Origin of the sequence: Erythrobacter sp. SD-21, from assembly GCF_000181515.1 — a bacterium.
GTDB lineage: Bacteria > Pseudomonadota > Alphaproteobacteria > Sphingomonadales > Sphingomonadaceae > Qipengyuania.
The window spans coordinates 1-16,754 of record NZ_ABCG01000005.1; the positions used below are offsets into that span (position 1 = coordinate 1).

The 16,754-nt window shown below is 63.4% G+C and carries 22 protein-coding genes; 8 read left to right on the top strand and 14 right to left on the bottom strand.

The window, feature by feature from the left end:
* The 4 genes from ED21_RS09235 to ED21_RS09250 form a co-directional block, all read right to left on the bottom strand.
* Positions 1-185: LysR family transcriptional regulator (locus tag ED21_RS09235; protein ID WP_006833611.1), on the bottom strand; the 185-nt coding region annotated here is incomplete at its 3' end.
* A gap of 73 nt (positions 186-258) precedes the next feature.
* Entirely contained in the window at positions 259-1,176 is a 918-nt protein-coding gene (locus tag ED21_RS09240) for a hemolysin family protein (protein ID WP_006833612.1), read from the bottom strand.
* Between the two features lie 25 nt (positions 1,177-1,201).
* Positions 1,202-1,687 (bottom strand): rRNA maturation RNase YbeY, encoded by a 486-nt coding sequence (gene ybeY, locus ED21_RS09245; protein WP_006833613.1) that lies wholly within the window; start codon positions 1,685-1,687, stop codon positions 1,202-1,204.
* A gap of 96 nt (positions 1,688-1,783) precedes the next feature.
* Positions 1,784-2,827 (bottom strand): PhoH family protein, encoded by a 1,044-nt coding sequence (locus tag ED21_RS09250; protein ID WP_034922207.1) that lies wholly within the window; start codon positions 2,825-2,827, stop codon positions 1,784-1,786.
* Positions 2,828-2,984: 157 nt separating this feature from the next.
* Between ED21_RS09250 and ED21_RS09255 the strand changes: the two genes are divergently transcribed.
* Positions 2,985-3,560 (top strand): hypothetical protein, encoded by a 576-nt coding sequence (locus tag ED21_RS09255; protein ID WP_006833615.1) that lies wholly within the window; start codon positions 2,985-2,987, stop codon positions 3,558-3,560.
* Here ED21_RS09255 and miaB read toward each other — a convergent pair.
* From miaB to ED21_RS09270, 3 genes are all read right to left on the bottom strand, one after another.
* On the bottom strand, positions 3,549-4,898 hold the full coding sequence (gene miaB, locus ED21_RS09260) for a tRNA (N6-isopentenyl adenosine(37)-C2)-methylthiotransferase MiaB (protein ID WP_006833616.1): 1,350 nt from the start codon (positions 4,896-4,898) through the stop codon (positions 3,549-3,551). The genes ED21_RS09255 and miaB overlap by 12 nt on opposite strands.
* A gap of 128 nt (positions 4,899-5,026) precedes the next feature.
* Positions 5,027-5,365 carry a hypothetical protein gene (locus ED21_RS15410; protein ID WP_156787425.1) on the bottom strand — a complete coding sequence of 113 codons (339 nt, stop codon included), beginning with the start codon at positions 5,363-5,365 and terminating at the stop codon, positions 5,027-5,029.
* Positions 5,365-5,826, bottom strand: coding sequence for a peptidylprolyl isomerase (locus ED21_RS09270; RefSeq protein ID WP_006833618.1), 462 nt, complete (start codon positions 5,824-5,826; stop codon positions 5,365-5,367). Before ED21_RS09270 ends, ED21_RS15410 begins: the two co-directional genes overlap by 1 nt.
* Positions 5,827-5,929: 103 nt before the next feature.
* Between ED21_RS09270 and mgtE the strand changes: the two genes are divergently transcribed.
* From mgtE to ED21_RS09285, 3 genes are all read left to right on the top strand, one after another.
* Complete coding sequence (gene mgtE, locus ED21_RS09275) at positions 5,930-7,378, top strand: magnesium transporter (protein ID WP_006833619.1); 1,449 nt, start codon at positions 5,930-5,932, stop codon at positions 7,376-7,378.
* 199 nt (positions 7,379-7,577) lie between these two features.
* Entirely contained in the window at positions 7,578-7,967 is a 390-nt protein-coding gene (locus ED21_RS09280; protein WP_006833620.1) for a DUF1489 family protein, read from the top strand.
* A gap of 87 nt (positions 7,968-8,054) precedes the next feature.
* A complete protein-coding gene (locus tag ED21_RS09285; protein ID WP_034922155.1) occupies positions 8,055-8,300 on the top strand; it encodes a hypothetical protein in 246 nt (81 codons plus the stop codon).
* Positions 8,301-8,420: 120 nt separating this feature from the next.
* Here the strand turns inward: ED21_RS09285 and ED21_RS09290 are convergent, their stop codons facing one another.
* The 6 genes from ED21_RS09290 to ED21_RS09315 all read right to left on the bottom strand — a co-directional run bounded on the left by ED21_RS09290 (position 8,421) and on the right by ED21_RS09315 (position 13,173).
* A complete protein-coding gene (locus ED21_RS09290) occupies positions 8,421-8,624 on the bottom strand; it encodes a hypothetical protein (RefSeq protein WP_006833622.1) in 204 nt (67 codons plus the stop codon).
* An 85-nt stretch (positions 8,625-8,709) separates the two neighbouring features.
* Positions 8,710-9,057 (bottom strand): response regulator, encoded by a 348-nt coding sequence (locus ED21_RS15415; RefSeq protein ID WP_156787426.1) that lies wholly within the window; start codon positions 9,055-9,057, stop codon positions 8,710-8,712.
* Positions 9,058-9,065: 8 nt separating this feature from the next.
* Complete coding sequence (locus tag ED21_RS09300) at positions 9,066-10,145, bottom strand: PAS domain-containing protein (protein WP_006833624.1); 1,080 nt, start codon at positions 10,143-10,145, stop codon at positions 9,066-9,068.
* A gap of 160 nt (positions 10,146-10,305) precedes the next feature.
* Positions 10,306-10,989: a DsbA family oxidoreductase gene (locus tag ED21_RS09305; protein ID WP_006833625.1), complete on the bottom strand. Its 684-nt coding sequence runs from the start codon at positions 10,987-10,989 to the stop codon at positions 10,306-10,308.
* Positions 10,986-11,786 carry an NAD(+) diphosphatase gene (gene nudC / locus ED21_RS09310; RefSeq protein ID WP_006833626.1) on the bottom strand — a complete coding sequence of 267 codons (801 nt, stop codon included), beginning with the start codon at positions 11,784-11,786 and terminating at the stop codon, positions 10,986-10,988. Before nudC ends, ED21_RS09305 begins: the two co-directional genes overlap by 4 nt.
* Positions 11,787-11,868: 82 nt before the next feature.
* Positions 11,869-13,173 (bottom strand): serine hydrolase, encoded by a 1,305-nt coding sequence (locus tag ED21_RS09315; protein WP_006833627.1) that lies wholly within the window; start codon positions 13,171-13,173, stop codon positions 11,869-11,871.
* Between the two features lie 118 nt (positions 13,174-13,291).
* Between ED21_RS09315 and ED21_RS09320 the strand changes: the two genes are divergently transcribed.
* Positions 13,292-13,513, top strand: a complete 222-nt coding sequence (locus ED21_RS09320) for a hypothetical protein (protein WP_006833628.1) — start codon at positions 13,292-13,294, stop codon at positions 13,511-13,513.
* On the opposite strand, the gene ED21_RS09325 is transcribed toward ED21_RS09320, so the two are convergent.
* Positions 13,510-14,532 carry an A/G-specific adenine glycosylase gene (locus tag ED21_RS09325; protein ID WP_006833629.1) on the bottom strand — a complete coding sequence of 341 codons (1,023 nt, stop codon included), beginning with the start codon at positions 14,530-14,532 and terminating at the stop codon, positions 13,510-13,512. The genes ED21_RS09320 and ED21_RS09325 overlap by 4 nt on opposite strands.
* 14 nt (positions 14,533-14,546) lie before the next feature.
* Between ED21_RS09325 and ED21_RS09330 the strand changes: the two genes are divergently transcribed.
* From ED21_RS09330 to ED21_RS09340, 3 genes are all read left to right on the top strand, one after another.
* Positions 14,547-15,149 carry a DUF721 domain-containing protein gene (locus ED21_RS09330; protein ID WP_006833630.1) on the top strand — a complete coding sequence of 201 codons (603 nt, stop codon included), beginning with the start codon at positions 14,547-14,549 and terminating at the stop codon, positions 15,147-15,149.
* A 19-nt stretch (positions 15,150-15,168) separates the two neighbouring features.
* Positions 15,169-15,867, top strand: a complete 699-nt coding sequence (locus tag ED21_RS09335) for a thioredoxin domain-containing protein (protein WP_034922159.1) — start codon at positions 15,169-15,171, stop codon at positions 15,865-15,867.
* A gap of 120 nt (positions 15,868-15,987) precedes the next feature.
* Positions 15,988-16,734 (top strand): thioredoxin domain-containing protein, encoded by a 747-nt coding sequence (locus ED21_RS09340; protein WP_006833632.1) that lies wholly within the window; start codon positions 15,988-15,990, stop codon positions 16,732-16,734.
* Positions 16,735-16,754 lie beyond the last annotated feature (20 nt).

The following is a 16,754-nucleotide window of genomic DNA, read 5'->3' on the forward strand; positions in this document are numbered from 1 at the left end:
TGCATCGATTGCCGTGCGCGAGTGAAGAGCTTCTTGCCCACGAAATCTTCGAGATTGCCGATACGTCGGGACAGCGCCGAGGGGCTTAGACCCAATTCATCGGCCGCGGCCCGCGCAGAGCCCAGACGGACGGTGCGCACGAAGGCCTCGAGGGCGCGCAAGGGAGGAAGGCGGCGGGTGGCCATGGCGGTGTGTTATGCACCTGTGCGCAGGGTGTCGAGGGAGAATGTGCGGTTTCGTGCAACTGTCACGAAATCATTAGGGTTCTGCGCCGACCTCTTCCGGAGCATGGAGGCGCAGGCGGGTCACATGCGTCTCATCGCCATCGGTGACCTCGATCCGCCAGCCGCTGGGATGCTCAAGCACCTTGCCCACCGGCGGCACCTGTTCGGCCAGCACGAAGGCAAGGCCGCCCAGCGTATCGACCGATTCTTCGACCTCTGCGAGGCGTGGATCGATCTTCTCGGCCACATCGTCGAGTTCGGCGCGCGCGTCGCAATCCCACATGCCCTCGCCGATAGAGGCGATCCAGATTTCGGGCGCGTCGTCGTGCTCGTCCTCGATTTCGCCGACGATTTCTTCGACCAGGTCCTCGATGGTGATGATCCCGTCCGTGCCGGAAAACTCGTCCAGCACGATGGCGAGATGCATGCGCTGCGAACGCATATCGGCCAGCACGTCCAGCGCGTTGCGGGTCTGCGGAACGTAGAGCGGCTGGCGCATCAGCGTGGTCCAGTCCGTCGGCGGCGCCTTCTTCTCGGCGAGGAAGGGGAAGATGTCCTTGATGTGGATCATACCGATCACATCGTCGAGCTGGCCGCGATAGACCGGCATGCGCGAATGGCCGTGCTCGGAGAAGGTTGCGACTACTTCGACCCAGCTAGCCTCGGCGTTGACGGCGATAATCTCTCCGCGAGGCACGGCGACATCGTCGGCATCGTGCTCGCTGAAATGCAGCAAATTGCGCAGCATCTGCCGTTCGACGCCCGAAAGATCGCCCTTTCCGGTATCCTCGGTATCTTCGGAGCCGTTCTCGCCCTCGTGCTCGTCGATGGCTTCTTCAAGCTGGGCACGCAGGCTCCGCTCGCCACCCTCGGCGTCGAACAGTTTCTTGATGGCGGGCCAAAGCCCGCTGCTACTCTCCGCGTCTCCGGCGGGGGGTGAGGAATTGGCCATGGGCCGGGTCGTAAACTCCTAAATTTCAGCGGTCCCCATATGGGTCCGCAATACCCAGTTTTGCAAGCGCTTCGATCTCTAGTTTTTCCATCGCCGCGGCCTGCTCGTCGGAATCGACATGGTCATGGCCTGCGAGATGCAAGAAACCGTGAATGAGGAGGTGCGCAGTATGGTCCCGAACGCTCACGCCCTTCTCGTCCGCTTCGCGTTGGCAGGTCTCGAAGGCGAGCGCGATATCGCCGAGCATTTCGGGCGGTCCGTCCGCCTCCAGCGCAATCAGGTCCACTCGCTCGAGCATGGGGAATGAAAGTACGTTGGTCGGCTTGTCCTTGCCGCGCCATTCCTTGTTGAGTTCGTGTACCTGCTCTTCGGACGTGAAGAGCAAGCTGGTCGTCAGGCGCGGATGAGCAAGCGCAAACTCGACCTGCGCGATTGCCTCATAGGCCTTTTGCGAGATGACCTCCCAGTCCTCGGCGTCCGGCCATCCATCGATTTCGATATCGAGGTCCATTATTTGATCCGTCATTGCGAGCGTAGCGAAGCAATCCAGAGCGGCACAGGGCTAACTCTGAATTGCCGCGTCGCCTGCGGCTCCAATGACGGGGCTCTAGGCAGATGGCCCCTCATAGGCCTCCACGATGCGACCGACGATCGGGTGGCGCACGACATCGGCGGCAGTGAAGCGGATCGTGCCGAAGCCTTCGACGCCCTCCAGTTTTGCCACGGCATCGGCGAGGCCGCTCATGCCGTCACCGCCCGGGATGTCGACCTGGCGCGGGTCGCCGCACACGACCATGCGGCTGTTCTGGCCGAAGCGGGTGAGGAACATCTTCATCTGCTCACGCGTGGTGTTCTGCGCTTCATCGAGGATGACGAAGGCATCGGCCAGAGTGCGGCCGCGCATGAAGGCGATCGGCGCGATCTCGATCTCTCCGCTCGCCAGCCGCCGTTCCACCTGTTCGGGTGGCATGCAGTCGTAGAGCGCATCGTAGAGCGGCCGCAGATAGGGATCGACCTTGTCTTTCATGTCGCCGGGCAGGAAGCCTAGCTTTTCGCCCGCTTCGACCGCAGGACGCGAAAGGATAAGGCGCTGGACGCTGCCGTTGATGAGCTGCGCGACCGCCTGTGCCACCGCGAGGTAAGTCTTGCCCGTACCCGCCGGGCCGAGCGCGAAGATGATGTCGTCGCGCACAAGGCTGCGCATATAGGTCGCCTGCATGGCGCTGCGCGGCACGATGGTCTTGCGCCGTGTGCGGATCATGATCGGCGGGCCTTCCGGCTTGCCGTCCATAATGCCGTCGAGCGTCGGCTCGTTCGACATGGCGATCAGCGATTCGATCGCTCCTGCATCGAGATCCTGCCCCATCGCGAGGCGGTCGTACATTTCGTTGAGCACATCGCGGGCGCGCGCCACGCTGTCTTCTGGCCCTTCGATGTGGATTGCGTTTCCGCGGGCGGAGATGAACACGCCCAGCCGGTTTTCGATCTGCACCAGATTGGCATCGAACTGTCCGAACAGCGCGCCAAGGAGGCTCTGGTTCTCGAAGTTCACATCGACCTGTGCGCGGCGAACCCCGCGCTGGGGTGCGGGCGGTTTGGTCAAGGCCGGTTCGGCCTGTCCGGGCTGCCTCTTGGCGGGTTTGCGAGCCATCTGCTCCTTTCGCATTAGCTATCGAGTCGGAAGGTTACTCTTCAACGCGTATCGTGCAAGAAGGGGGCCGGGTGATGGCGGTGGAAAGTAACCGGCTTGTCATCCGGACGGCCCGCGACCACACTCTGCCACCGACTCGAAGCCCCGGGAGATCAGCATGTTCCGTCCGCTCGTTCTTGCCGCCTCGCTCGTTTCGCTTGCAGCCTGTTCGCCGGCAGAGGAATCCGAACCGCCTGCCGAAGACACGGTTGCCGCGGATACGCAGGCCGCCCCTTCCCCCGCTCCGGAAGACGACATTCGCCACTTCCTGATGCAGGAATATCCCGATGGCCTGCCCATGCGCTATGCGCTGGCGTGGAGCGATCTGGATGGTGACGGCGCGGACGAAGCCATCGTGCACCTGGTCGGCTCCTATTTCTGCGGCACCGGCGGCTGCCCCACCCTCGTCCTGACGGCGGCGGGCCCGATGTGGCGCAAGGTGGCCGATATCAATGTTTCGCGCACGCCTGTGACCGTGATGGACACCAGCAGCAACGGCTGGAAGGACATTACCGTCGCCATTTCGGGCGGCGGCGGCGAGGCGGGCGACGCTCTCCTCAGGTTCGATGGCGAGGGCTATCCCTCGAACCCCACGGTCCAGCCGGCGGAGGTCACCGGCGTGACCGGAACCGTGCTGATCGCCAAGCAACCGGACTTCACCGAGCTCGCCGCGGACGACGGCTCAGGCGGCTGACCGCGCCGGTTCGCGCAAGCGGCCTGCAAGCGAATTGGGTCCGGCCTCGACCAGTTCGGCCTGCACGAGATCGCCAATCCGCGCCTCGCCCTCGAACCACACGCTCTGCAGCCAAGGCGACTTGCCAAGCCATTGCCCGGCGTGCTTGCCCTTGCGCTCGACGAGGACTTCGCATGTTTTGCCGACGCTCGCCTCGTTGAAGGCCAGCTGGTCGCGGTTGAGCGCGGCCTGAAGGCGCTGGAGGCGTTCGTCCATGACCTCTTTCGACACCTGCCCGTCCATTGTCGCGGCGGGCGTGCCAGGGCGCGGGCTGTACTTGAAGCTGAACGCCTGCGCGTATCTGACCTCGTCGACCAGCGCGAGGGTTTCCTCGAACTCGGCATCGGTTTCGCCGGGGAAGCCGACGATGAAATCCCCCGACAGAGCGAGGTCGGGCCGCGCAGCACGGAACCGGTCGAGCAGCTTGAGATAGCTTTCCGCCGTGTGGCTGCGATTCATGGCCTTGAGCACACGGTCGCTGCCCGCCTGCACCGGTAGGTGGAGGAAGGGCATCAGCTTGTCGATCTCGCCATGCGCGGCGATCAGGTCGTCGTCCATGTCGGCGGGGTGGCTGGTGGTGTAGCGAATGCGTGCGAGGCCATCGACCTTCGCAAGGTCGCGGATCAGACCAGCAAGGCCGACGCGATGACCCTTCTCGTCCTCGCCCGACCACGCGCTGACGTTCTGGCCCAGCAGCGTGATTTCCTTCGCACCCGCGTCGACCAGCTTCTTCGCTTCGGTCACGAGATCCGCATAGGGACGGCTGATTTCCGCGCCGCGGGTATAGGGCACCACGCAGTAGGTGCAGAACTTGTCGCAGCCTTCCTGCACGGTGAGGAAGCTCGCCGGATTGGTGCGGCGGCGTTCGGGCAGCGCGGCGAACTTGGCGATGGCCGGCATATCGGTGTCGGTCGCCCGTTCGCCCTTCACTGCCTTGTCGAGCATTTCGGGCAGGCGGTGATAGGCCTGCGGACCGACGACCATGCTGACCGCCGGAGAGCGCTTCATGATCTCCTCGCCCTCGGCCTGCGCGACACAGCCCGCGACCGCGATCAGCGGCTCCTTGCCCGCCTTGCGGCCGGCCTTGGCCAGGCGGCCGATGTCCGAATAGACCTTCTCCGCCGCCTTCTCGCGGATGTGGCAGGTGTTGAGCACGACGAGGTCGGCTTCCTCGCCCTCGGGCGCGGGCACGATGCCCTGCTCGCCCAGCATCTCGGCCATCCGCTCGCCGTCATAGACGTTCATCTGGCAGCCGAAGCTCTTGACCCTGTAGGTCTTGGGGGAATTGGTCGGTTTCATGGGAGTGGGCGCTTTAGCGGTTTGTCTCTAGAGGTTCAATGTCTCGCCAATCAGTCATGGTCAGCCTGAAGTGCGCGCACGAAGTCTTCAATCGTATCGGCGTTCGCGATAGCTTCCTGCCGTTTTCTTTATCTTTGTTTCCGATTAACCCGGCTCACACGGGCTTCCATAGAACCCTTCACGGCTTCACCGAGCGGCACACCCGGGCCTTTCTTGAAACGCTTCGCTCGATTGACATCGTTCACGATCTCATTTTCGACAAGCTCAGCTTCGCCTTTATCGAGTGTTTCATACTTGGCGAGATTCTCCGAAGCCTTCCGGCGATCGGCACGCTTGCTTCCAGCTTTACTCTTTGGAACTGACTTCCTCGCCAGCTTTTCGTTGTTGCCACAATAGTCGCCGCGCCTGTCCTTTGCGTAGGACAGCGCCTTTTTCTCGGCAGGTGCGCGGCGACGTTTGTCAGGCATTACCCAACCGTCGCCTTCACGATCTTGCCCGGGTTCTGCGGCGGCTCGCCCTTGGGCAGCGCGTCGATGTGTTCCATGCCGCTCTCGACCTGGCCCCAGACGGTGTACTGGCCGTCGAGGAATTCGGCATCGTCGAAGCAGATGAAGAACTGGCTGTTGGCGCTGTCGGGCACCTGGGTGCGGGCCATCGAGCAGGTGCCGCGGGTGTGCGGTTCGCTGTTGAATTCGGCCTTGAGGTCGGGCTTGTCGCTGCCGCCCATGCCGGTGCCGGTCGGATCGCCGCCCTGCGCCATGAAGCCGGGGATCACGCGGTGGAAGACCACGCCGTCGTAAAAGCCTTCGCCGACGAGTTCGGTAATGCGCTCGACATGGCCGGGTGCCAGATCGGGGCGCAGCTTGATCACCACGTCCTTGTTCTCGCCATCTCCGGTGTCGAGGGTGAAGGTCAGCTTGTCGGCCATTGGTATTGTCTCCTGTAATTCGGTTGGCGCCTACATAGGGATTGCGGGGCATAAGTCACCCTCCGCTTGCTTTTCATGTGCGCCTGCCTAAGCCCCTCACCCAATGGTCGAAGAGACGCGCCTCGAAGACGAAGAACTGGCCGTGGCGGATACGCCCGAGGAAGGCGCGCGTCCGGACGACCGCATCGACGACGAGCGCATGGATGAGGAGAACACGCTCAAGCGCGAGTTCGTCCGCTCGGTCGAGGATGCGCTGGAAGCGGGCGCAAGCGGCGAGCTTTACGACCTTGTCGAACCGCTCCACCCCGCCGACGTGGCCGACTTGCTCGAACTGTTCGAGCGTGAAGACCGTCACCGCCTCGCCACCGAGATCACCGACCTGATGACCTCGGAAGTCGTTGCCGAACTCAACGACTACGTGCGCGAAGAGATGATGGAGGCGCTGCCCGCCGATGCGGTGGCGCAGATCGCGGAACAGCTCGAAACCGACGACGCCGTCCAGCTGATCGAAGACCTGGACGAGGACGACCAGAAGGCAATCCTCGCCGAACTCGAACCCGAAGACCGGATCGCGATCCAGACCGCGCTTTCCTATCCGGAGGAGACCGCGGGCCGCCTGATGAGCCGCGATTTCGTGGCCGTGCCCGAGCACATCTCGGTGGGCGACCTCATCGATTTCCTGCGCGACGGGCGCGATTTGCCGGAGGACTTCTTCGAGGTCTTCGTGATCGACCAGCGCATGCATCCGGTCGGCACCTGTCAGCTTTCGTGGATCCTGCGCACCCCGCGCGAGGTGCAGCTGGGCGATGTGATGAAGCGTGACCAGACGCTGATCCCGGCCACGCTCGACCAGGAAGAGGTCGGGCTGATGTTCCAGAAGTACAACCTCATCAGCGCCGCCGTGATCGACGAGGACGGGCGGCTGGTCGGCCAGATGACGGTCGACGACATCGTCCACATCATCGCCGAGGAAGCGGGCGAGGACGCCTTGCTGATGTCGGGCGCGGGCGAAGGCGACATCAACGAGCCGATCCGCGAGGCCTATTCCAGCCGCGTGCGCTGGCTGGTGGCGAACCTCGGCACCGCGCTGGTCGCCAGCCTCATCATCGCCGCCTTCGGGGCCGCGATCGAGCAACTTGTCGCGCTTGCCGTGCTGATGCCCATCGTCGCCAGCATCGGCGGCAACGCAGGCACGCAGACCATGGCGGTGACCGTGCGCGCCATCGCGATGAACCAGCTCACCCGCTCGAACACGGGCCGCATCCTGATGCGCGAGCTGCGGGTCGCCGTGCTCAACGGCGTGACCATCGCCATACTGATTGGTCTTGCCACCGCGGTCATCTTCACCCCCATGCTGGGCATGGTCATCGCCGTTGCCATGGTCGTCAACGTCATCACCGCAGGCCTTGCCGGGGTGCTCGTGCCCGTGGCCTTCGACCGATTGGACCAGGATCCGGCGGTGGCCTCCAGCGTCTTCGTCACCATGATCACCGATTCGATGGGCTTCTTCGCCTTCCTCGGCCTGGCCGTGGCGAGCGGGATCGTCGGCTAGGCTCCTACAGGCTGGAACACATGGAGCACGGTCCTGGGAGAAAAGGCTCCGGGGACGGTTTGCGGCTGCGAAGTGGCGGAATTGCAGGAAATGCGAGCGGGAGCGGGCGAGCATTCCCACGGCCTGCAACAGGCGGCGCAATGTAGGAAAGACGTTTGCGCTCGGTTGAGATTGTGCAGGGAATGGCTATCTCCATCCCATGCCGCTTCACCTGACCAAGATCGCCTTCGGCGCGCAGAGCTTTGCCGATATCGAGAGCTGGTACGCGCAGCGGCGCAGCCCCAACCTCACCACCCGCTATCGCCCCACCAAGTGGGAGCAGTGCATCGGCGGTTCGCTCTACTGGATCCACCAGCACAGCATTGTCGCCCGCAGCGAAATCCTCGGCTTCAGCGAGACTGCGACCGGCCGCTGGTCGATCGACCTGAAGCCCGAGCTGGTCCGCGTCCACCCCCGCCCCAAGCGCGCCCACCAGGGCTGGCGCTACCTCAAAGGAGAACCCCCGCGCGATCTCGAGGAGGGCGAGGATATCGGCGACGTCCTGCCCGGCAAGCTGGCCGGGAAGCTCGAGCGCCTGGGCCTGATCTGACATCCTCTCCGAAGCGGTCCCTAAGTGCGATGAAATCCGGAACGGTGGCTGCGTCCGACCCGTTGACTAGGCAAAGGAGAAATTCTCATGCCTGAACGCCAGTCAATGCACCCTGACAATGACCTCATCGACAAGATGACCGAGTATGACACCCCTTCGCAGCAGAGCGCCTCGGGCGGCGAGGTGAACCGCCGGGTCGGCAGTCGTGGTGAACTGAACCGCGCCTTCGATCCCGATAACCGCGAGCCGGAAGTCGGCTCGGATAATCCGGCGCAGGATGCCAAGAAAGGGGAGAAGACCCGTCAGGCAATTCAAAACGAGCGATCTAGCTAAAGCATAATCACTACCTGATTGAATATGACCCGCCCTTGCCGGCGGGTCATTTGCTTTCGTTGGACCCTGCGGTTGCCTTGGCGATTGTGGTGGAAATCAAGAAACAACGACCGGTCGGCGTCAATCGCCGGATGAGATCGATTTGGTGGCCTCTCGCAGACGCTTTGCCTGAGCTTTCGCACTCTCCACAGCTTCTTCCGAGCAGTTGGCATCGGCGAGATCATCGATTTCATCCGCCGCCCGTTTCACCAGCCCCTTCAATGCAAGCTTCTGTTGCTCTGCATTTTTAAGCTCATGGTCAAGTTCGCGCTTTTCATAGTCCATGCTGCTATTTTATTCATTATCGCATCTGCTGCAAGTTCCGTTAAGAAACGGCGTATTGCATTGTCCCGACACCGGTTGGAGGCGGTCATGCAACTAGTTGCAGGAGGGCAGCGACTACGTCATCGGCCGGTCGGGGTTTCGCGATAACCGGCGCATCGATCTCGCGCAGGTATTCACCCACTCGGTTCAAGTCCCCGGTATGCAGGATGAACGGTATACCCCGTTCCCAAAGCCGATCTGCTGTCTGGCGACAGGTCTCTCCCCCTCCGAGGCTGACATCGAGGATTGCACCGGCAATTCCATCTTCGTCGATAACGTTCTGCGCTTCGGCATTGGTCACGACGGTGACTCCTTCGTGTCCGGAGTCTTCGATCGCAAGTTTAAGATCCATCGCGATGAGCGGCTCATCTTCCAGAACGAGTATTCTTTTCAAGGATCGACCTAACGGTTTGCAATGGGAACGGTGATCAACGCACGCAAACCGTCCGCATTCCACGACCGGTCAAGGGTTCCCCGCGAATGGGAAAGCAGCGTGTCGGCGATTTCAAAACCCGTACCATTCGAATCGGGTTCACCGAGGATAGCCGGGCCGCCGGATTCGACCCATGTAATTTCGAGAGAATTGCGATCAAGCTTGTCCTTCTGGTGGGCCCAGGCGACTTCGATCTTCCCCGTCTTATTGGACAATGCCCCGTATTTTGTGGCATTTGTGGCCAGCTCGTGGAGCGCCAAGCCGATTGCCGAAATCGCGTTCGGTTCAGTGCGCACACCATTTCCCTTGAATATTATCCGGTCGCCCTCCGGATCGTAAGGTTCCAGAACGGAGCGGATAGCCTGGCCGACTTGTATCGTACCCAGCGCGGCATCATCCAGGGTTGGCTCGTATGAACGGCCCAAAGCCTGCACTCGTTCGTTGATTTTACGAGAAACGTCTTTCGCATTCATCGAACGTCCCGTGATATTCACGATACCCCCGATGACCGCGAATACATTTTTCATCCTGTGCGAAATTTCACGAGCGAGTGCTTTCGCGTGTCGCTCTTCCGCGCGGGATTGGTGAATGTCGGTGACATCCCACTGGCTTCCGAAGAAGTAGGTAAGCCGCCCTTCGGCATCATAGATCGGCCCGAGATGAAGGGTATTATAGAAGGTGGATCCGTCCTTGCGATAATTGAGGAGTTCGACCACCACGACTTCCTCTGCCGCTATCGCCTCACGGATCTTGGCGATTTGGCGCTGGTCGGTGTCCGGACCTTGCAGGAAGCGACAATTGCGCCCCAGAATATCTTCTCTGCGGTAGCCCGTTAGTTGTTCGAAGGCTTCGTTGCAAAACACGATCGGGTCGTCTTGCTGGTGAGGGTCGGTAAGACACACCGCCATCCGTGTCTGAGCCATGGCTTGCTCGAACAGGAGCCCGCTCGCTCCTTCGAAACTCATTCTCGTACTCTGGTTCGGATAGATCGGACGGTGGGCCTGGTCAGACGATCTGAGGCCGCGCTTGTTATCGTCGCCTTTGTCCATCAAGCCCCTTCCCGAAAAACACGATGCGTCAGGTTCTCGTTGCAAACGTTCGCAACGCCTAGCAGGTCCTGAAAAACCTTCTTACGAGCATTCGGCGGATAGTCTAATCAATCTGTCCGGATATTTGGAGGAGCGTGCGAATTGCGATCTGGCGAACGGGTCACGCACGGGGAGAGCTTCTTTCCGTTACCCGTCTCAGCGCGTTCACATAGGCCTCGGGCGGCTGCGCGCCGGGGATCATGAAGCGGCCTTCCACGATTATGGCTGGCACGCCGGTAATGTTCATTTCCATCGCCGCGCGTTCTTCGACGCGGGTCTTGCGGGCGAGGTCCTCGCTGTCGAGCGCCTTGGCGGCGGCTTCGCGATCGAGCCCAACTTCCTCCGCCACGGCGAGCAACACGTCGCGTTCCCCGATCCGGCGGCGCTGGTTGAAGTGCGCCTCGAACAGCGCGAGCTTGAGCCGCGTCTGCGCCTCGGCCCCGTGTTCCTCCAGCGCCCAGGTCAGCAGCTTGTGCGCGTCAAAGGTGTTCCACATCATCGCCTCGGGCGCAGGCTCGGGCCCCTCGTAATCGAGAGATACACCCGCCGCCTCGGCCGCTTGGCGCATTTGGTCCTGCACCTCTTTCGATTGCTCTATCGTGCGGCCGTATTTGCGCGCGATATGCGCGGTGCGCTCCTCGCCCTCTTCCGGCATATCCGGATTGAGTTCGAAGGCGTGCCAGCGGATATCTGCGGCGATTTCGCCTTCCAGCTGATCCAGCGCCTGGCCCAGATTGCCCCAGCCGACGAGGCACCAGGGGCACATGACGTCGGACCAGATGTCGATGGTGAGCGTGCGGGTCATCGCGCGAGCCACCAGCGCATGAGGTGGGTGGCAATGGCCTGCTCCACCGGCTTGTGAAAGGGCGCGGAAGGGGCGCCAGCGAAGGCCGCCTCGATCTCGTCGCGCGTGAACCACAGGATTTCGGCCATTTCGGTTTCGTCCATCGTCACCTCCTCGTCGTCGGCATAGGCGTGGCAGCCGATCATCAGCTGGCTCGGGAAGGGCCAGGGCTGGCTGGCGACATAGCTCACGTCGCGGATGCGCACGCCGCTTTCCTCGAACACCTCGCGCGCGACGCCTTCCTCGATGCTTTCGCCCGGCTCCACGAAACCGGCGAGCGCGGAGAAGCGGCCTTCCGGCCACCCCTTGCCCCGCCCGAGCATGAGCTTGCCGTCATGTTCGACCAGCGTGATCGCGACCGGGTCGGTGCGCGGGAAATGGTTCGCGCCGCAGGAGGTGCAGTCGCGCTGCCAGCCACCCTTGGCGAGCTTCGTGTCGCCCCCGCATTGCGCGCAGAAGCGGTGCCGCGCGTGCCAGTCCACGATGCTGCGCGCCCCGCCGTAAAGCGCAAGGTCGTCGGGCGCGAGCGTCACCATGAGCGACCACAGCTGCGGATTGGACAATCGCGGAGTGGCATCGCCGCGCGGGGGGACGGCGGCGAAGCATGCCTTTTCCCCGCCATCGGTGCGGTCGAAACCGAGAAAGACCAGCTCGGCTTCCTCCGGCGCATCGGCCAGCGTGCCCCAGGCGAGCCGCCCGCGATCGTCCAGCGCGGGCATCAGCCCGTCGAGGCGGAGGAGCCGCGCCTTCCAGTTCATGTAGCCCGCAAGCCGCTCCGGGTCCGCGCGGACGTGATCGGCGCGGTCGATCTTCGATCCGGTAAAGGAAAGGGAGATGGCTCTAGGCTCCCTGCATGGCGGCAAGATCGGCGAGCACGGCGCGCGGGAAGCCTTCGTGGATCGGATAGGCTTCGGACGGCATGTACTGCGTCATCAGCGTGGCGCGAAGGCCCGCCTTGTAGCTGACGAAGCCGACCGTCCCGGCCGCCCCGCCCCAGCCATAGGCGCCGTCCTGCACGCGGCCGCCCGCGCCGAAGCCCTGGCCTTCGACCCAGGTGCCCTTGGTCGTGGCCGTTTCGGGCAGCAGGTTCGACGTGCCGACGCGCACGGCGTTCTCCGCCAGCACGCGCTTGCCGTCGATCATGCCGTAGCCCAGCAGCATCTTGAGGAAGCGGTCGTAATCATGCGCACTCGAGACGAGGCCTGCCCCGCCGAAGGGGAAGGCCGGATCGTCGAGATAGACCGAGGATGCCGCCGGATCCATCGGCAGCGGGGTACCGTTGAGGATGCCGTAATTGGTAGTGAAGCGGCCCACTTCGCTTTCCGGCACGCGGAAATAGGTGCTGTTCATGCCCGCCGGCTCGAAGATCGCGGCGTGCAAATACTCGTCGAACTTCATCCCGCTGGCGACTTCGATCACCCGGCCAAGCAGGTCGAGACCGACCGAATAGCTCCACTTGGTGCCGGGCTGGAGGACGAGTGGCAGCTGCGACAGGTTGTTGGCGAACTTGTCGAGCCCGCGGATCGCTTCTTCGCGGCCCAGACCCGGGATCGGCAGGCGGCTGACCTGTCCCGGCACCACGCCGTATTTCACATACTGGTCGCGGATTGGGCCCTTCTGGACGATGGAATAGCCAAGACCGGCCGTGTGGGTGAGCAGGTGGCGCACGGTGATCGGGCGCTCTGCGGGGACCAGATCGGTGACGGAGCCGTCATAGGTCTTTTGCACCATCATCTTGCCGAACAAAGGAAGATGCTCGGCGATCGGCTGGTCGAGACCCATCTTGCCGTCCTCGATCAGCTGCATCGCAGCCATGCCGGTGACCGGCTTGGTCATCGAATAGATGCGATAAAGGCTGTCCGCACCGGCACGGACCGTCCCGCCAAGGGCAAGGTTGCCGCGCGCGACATAGACCGGCTTCTTGTCGCCCCAACCGAGCGCCGCGACCATGTTGGCGACCTTGCGCTCGCCGACATATTTATCGACCATCGCGCCGACATTGGTCCAGCCGACCGGCGTTCCCTGCGCCAAGACCTCGCGGCCCATCGGCATCGCGGATAGCACCGCCCCGGCGGTCAGCCATGCCCCGCCTCTCAGCAGCGAGCGGCGCGAGTACTGGGGAGCGTCGAATTCACGATAGGCCATGGGCGATCCTCTTGGAGTGTGATGCGTTCGGGCGATTGATGCGGATTTGAAATTGAACGGTCAATTGCGAAAGGCGATAGGACTTGCAAGTATGGGGTGCCTTACCCATATAGGACACATGCTGAACCTTCTCTCTTTCCTCTTCGGGATCATCTCGCTGGTCATCGTGATCCCCGCCACCATCCCCTTGCTGGGCTGGGCCAACTGGATCGCGCTGCCACTGATCGTGATCGGCGTCATCGTCGGCCAGCTCTCGTCGAGCAATTCGGGGCGCAACTTCAACCTCGTCGTGCTGCTGATCGCCGTTATCCGCCTGAGCCTCGGCGGCGGGGTTATCTAACCAGCCAGCGCCAGCCGGGCCGCTTTCGCGAACAGCGTCGGCAGGCCCGCCTCCTCCAGCCGGTCGAGCGGCCACCATTCGCCTGCGCCTTGCGGCTGTTCGGGAGCCGCGCTCCTGTGCACCGAGAGTTCGAGCGCGAAATGCGAGAAGGTGTGGCGCACCATTCCCAGCGACTCCCAGTCGCCTTCGACCGTCGGAACGCCTGTGCCGTCACCCTTCGCCGACCAGCCATCATCGGGCAGCGCGCGCATGCCGCCGAGCATCTCCGTGCCCTCGCGCCGGACCAGCCACACCGCGCCCTCGCGCTCGATCCACCACGCGCATCCCTGCCGGACCGGCTTGGCTTTCTTGGGCGCCCTGACGGGCAATAGGGCAGGATCGCTCTCCGCCCGGCCGCGGCAATCGCGCTCCAGCGGGCAGAGCAGGCACTTCGGATCGCGCGCAGTGCAGATCGAAGAGCCCAGATCCATCATCGCCTGCGCGAAGTCGCCCGCGCGGTTATCCGGCGTGATCGTATCGGTCGCAGCTCGGATCGCCTTGCGCACGCCGGGCAGCGGCTCCTTCAGCGCGAATAGCCGCGCCACCACCCGCTCGACATTGGCATCCACCACCACCGCGCGCCGCCCGAAAGCGATCGCCGCCACCGCCGCAGCGGTATAAGCGCCCAGCCCCGGCAGTTTGCGCAGTTCTTCCTCGGTATCGGGAAAGGCTCCCAGATCGGCCACCGCCCGCGCCGCCTTCACGAGGTTGCGGGCGCGCGAATAATAGCCCAGCCCCGCCCAGGCGGCCATGACGTCTTCTTCCGGCGCGGCGGCCAGCGCTTCCACCGTAGCCCAGCGCAAGGTGAAGGCCGCGAAATAGGGTTTCACCGCCGCGACGGTGGTCTGCTGGAGCATGACCTCGGACAGCCACACGCGATAGGGATCGGGCGCCGGCTCGCCCGGACGCGCCCGCCACGGCAGGTCGCGCGCATGAGCATCGTACCAGTCGAGCAATTTGTCGGAAACTATGGCGGCCACGCCCCGCCTATGGCATGAGCGTGCCCGCAATGGGAAGCGACAAGCCGAAATCGAAGAAGAGTGGCAGGGGCAAGGACCCGGCCTCAAGCAGCGCAGCCGTAGGCCGCAAAAAATCCCCCAAGCCTTACGAACGCCCGCGTGGGGGCGCCGCAAAGGCGATCAGCGACCTCATGCCGCAGATCGGCCGCCCGGCCTTCCGCCGCTTCGGATTCGTGCAAAGCTCGATCCTCAGCCGCTGGCCCGAAATCGTGGGCGAGACGCACGCGCGCGTCTGCATGCCGGAAATGATCCGTTTTCCGCCAGGGGAAAAGTCGGAAGGCATCCTCGAACTCGTCGTCAAACCCGCCCATGCCCCGCTCATCCAGCAAGTGCTGCCCGAGATCATCGACCGGGTGAACCGCTTCTTCGGTTACAAGGCGGTGGCGCGGATCAAGCTCCGGCAAGGTGCGGTTAAGCCGCCGGAGGACAGGAACAAGGCGAAAGCGCCGCCGTCGCTCAAGCCGATTCCGATGGAACTGGGCGACAGTCTGCGCGATATCGGAGATCCCGAACTGCGCACCGTGCTCGAATCGCTCGCGCGCAGCTTCGGTTCGGATAGTGAAGACAGGAACGATTGACGTGTCGCGACTTGCCCGCTTGACCAGGCCCATCATGTTTGCCGCCGCCGCCGCGCTGGCCGTCGGCGCAACCGCACAGGACAAGCCGCTCCTCCCCGGCTTGGAGAAGAAGGGCAATTGGGGCGGAATGGTCACCGAGACCAAGGGTGGCCACCTGATCGGCAATCCCGATGCCGAGGGCAAGCTGGTCGAGTACATGAGCTACACCTGCTCGCACTGCGCCGAATTCGCGCGCACCGGAGAAGGCGCGATCAAGCTCCTCTACGTGCCCACCGGCAAGATCTCCTACGAGATCCGCCACCTTATCCGCGACCCGATCGACCTCACGGCTGCACTGGCCGCGCAATGCGGAGAACCGGCGAAATTCCCGGCCAATCACGAGGCGCTGATCCTCAAGCATCCCGAATGGATGGCAAAGGCGCGGTCGATGACGCAAGCGCAGATGGCGCGCTGGAAATTCGGCAGCTTCGCCAGCCGCGCGCAGGCGATCGCGAGCGATCTCGATTTCTACGAAATCATGGAAGCGCGCGGCTATTCGCGCACAAAGCTCGACCAGTGCCTGACCGACGAGGCCGAGGCCCGCGCCATTGCCGAGCAGAGCCAGGCGGACATCGAGACTTTCGCCCTGCAGGGCACGCCGACCTTCCTGATGGGCGGCAAGAAGCTGCAGGCGCACGACTGGCAGAGCCTCCAGCCGATCCTCGACCGTCTATACTGACGCGTTTCAGGGCGAAAACGGCCATTTTGTGGGGGACAGCCCTGTGGACACAGGCCTCCCCCTCCTTCACCTAGGACGGACCTTGCCATAGCCTTTCGGGCTCATTTCAGAGGATTTTGCATGAACCGCAGCATTCGTTTCGCTCTCGCAGCCCCCATCGCGCTGGCGCTGGCCGCCTGCAATGGCGGCGCCGAAGAAGGAACCGCCGGGGATCTCGAAGGCGAACAGATCGCCGAAATCGCCGCACCCGATGGCAGCAGCTGGCTCGAAACTGCCAGCGGCACCGAGGAAGGCGGCTTCGTGATCGGCAATCCGGACGCCCCGCTCAAGCTAGTGGAATATGCCAGCCACACTTGCGGCGCCTGCGCCATGTTTGCGGAGACCGGCTCCGCCCCGCTGCAGGAAGAATATGTCGCAAGCGGCCGTGTGAGTTACGAAATCCGCCCGCTGTTGCGCGATCCGCTGGACGTGACGATCTCGACGCTGGCCCGCTGCGGTTCGCCTGCGAGCTTCCACGCGCTGGCCGACCAGGCTTGGGCCTCGCTTCCCGAATTCGGCGACGCGCTGCAGTCCAACGCCGGAGCCTATGAGGCGGCCATGAACGCGCCCGAGAACGAGCGGTTCGTGCGCATTGCCGAAGCCGCCGGCCTAGTCGACTTCTTCGCCGCGCGCGGTATCTCCGCCGACCAGGCGCGCACATGCCTCGCCGATGGGCAGGCGATCACCGCCATGGCCCAAAAATCGAGCGAGCAGGCCAGCGCCGACGGCGTTACCGGCACGCCGACCTTCTTCCTCAATGGCCAGCGTGTCGAAGCCAACCAGTGGACGGCGCTCGAACCCATCCTCCAGCGCGCCGGCGCGAGGTAAGACCTAGGACGGGGGGCGAC

Coding starts and splice junctions, on each gene's coding strand:
- ED21_RS09240 (WP_006833612.1), bottom strand. CDS start 1,176: ATGGCCAATTCCTCACCCCCCGCCGGAGACGCGGAGAGTAGCAGCGGG.
- ybeY (WP_006833613.1), bottom strand. CDS start 1,687: ATGGACCTCGATATCGAAATCGATGGATGGCCGGACGCCGAGGACTGG.
- ED21_RS09250 (WP_034922207.1), bottom strand. CDS start 2,827: ATGGCTCGCAAACCCGCCAAGAGGCAGCCCGGACAGGCCGAACCGGCC.
- ED21_RS09255 (WP_006833615.1), top strand. CDS start 2,985: ATGTTCCGTCCGCTCGTTCTTGCCGCCTCGCTCGTTTCGCTTGCAGCC.
- miaB (WP_006833616.1), bottom strand. CDS start 4,898: ATGAAACCGACCAATTCCCCCAAGACCTACAGGGTCAAGAGCTTCGGC.
- ED21_RS15410 (WP_156787425.1), bottom strand. CDS start 5,365: ATGCCTGACAAACGTCGCCGCGCACCTGCCGAGAAAAAGGCGCTGTCC.
- ED21_RS09270 (WP_006833618.1), bottom strand. CDS start 5,826: ATGGCCGACAAGCTGACCTTCACCCTCGACACCGGAGATGGCGAGAAC.
- mgtE (WP_006833619.1), top strand. CDS start 5,930: ATGGTCGAAGAGACGCGCCTCGAAGACGAAGAACTGGCCGTGGCGGAT.
- ED21_RS09280 (WP_006833620.1), top strand. CDS start 7,578: ATGCCGCTTCACCTGACCAAGATCGCCTTCGGCGCGCAGAGCTTTGCC.
- ED21_RS09285 (WP_034922155.1), top strand. CDS start 8,055: ATGCCTGAACGCCAGTCAATGCACCCTGACAATGACCTCATCGACAAG.
- ED21_RS09290 (WP_006833622.1), bottom strand. CDS start 8,624: ATGGACTATGAAAAGCGCGAACTTGACCATGAGCTTAAAAATGCAGAG.
- ED21_RS09300 (WP_006833624.1), bottom strand. CDS start 10,145: ATGGACAAAGGCGACGATAACAAGCGCGGCCTCAGATCGTCTGACCAG.
- ED21_RS09305 (WP_006833625.1), bottom strand. CDS start 10,989: ATGACCCGCACGCTCACCATCGACATCTGGTCCGACGTCATGTGCCCC.
- nudC (WP_006833626.1), bottom strand. CDS start 11,786: ATGAACTGGAAGGCGCGGCTCCTCCGCCTCGACGGGCTGATGCCCGCG.
- ED21_RS09315 (WP_006833627.1), bottom strand. CDS start 13,173: ATGGCCTATCGTGAATTCGACGCTCCCCAGTACTCGCGCCGCTCGCTG.
- ED21_RS09320 (WP_006833628.1), top strand. CDS start 13,292: ATGCTGAACCTTCTCTCTTTCCTCTTCGGGATCATCTCGCTGGTCATC.
- ED21_RS09330 (WP_006833630.1), top strand. CDS start 14,547: ATGAGCGTGCCCGCAATGGGAAGCGACAAGCCGAAATCGAAGAAGAGT.
- ED21_RS09340 (WP_006833632.1), top strand. CDS start 15,988: ATGAACCGCAGCATTCGTTTCGCTCTCGCAGCCCCCATCGCGCTGGCG.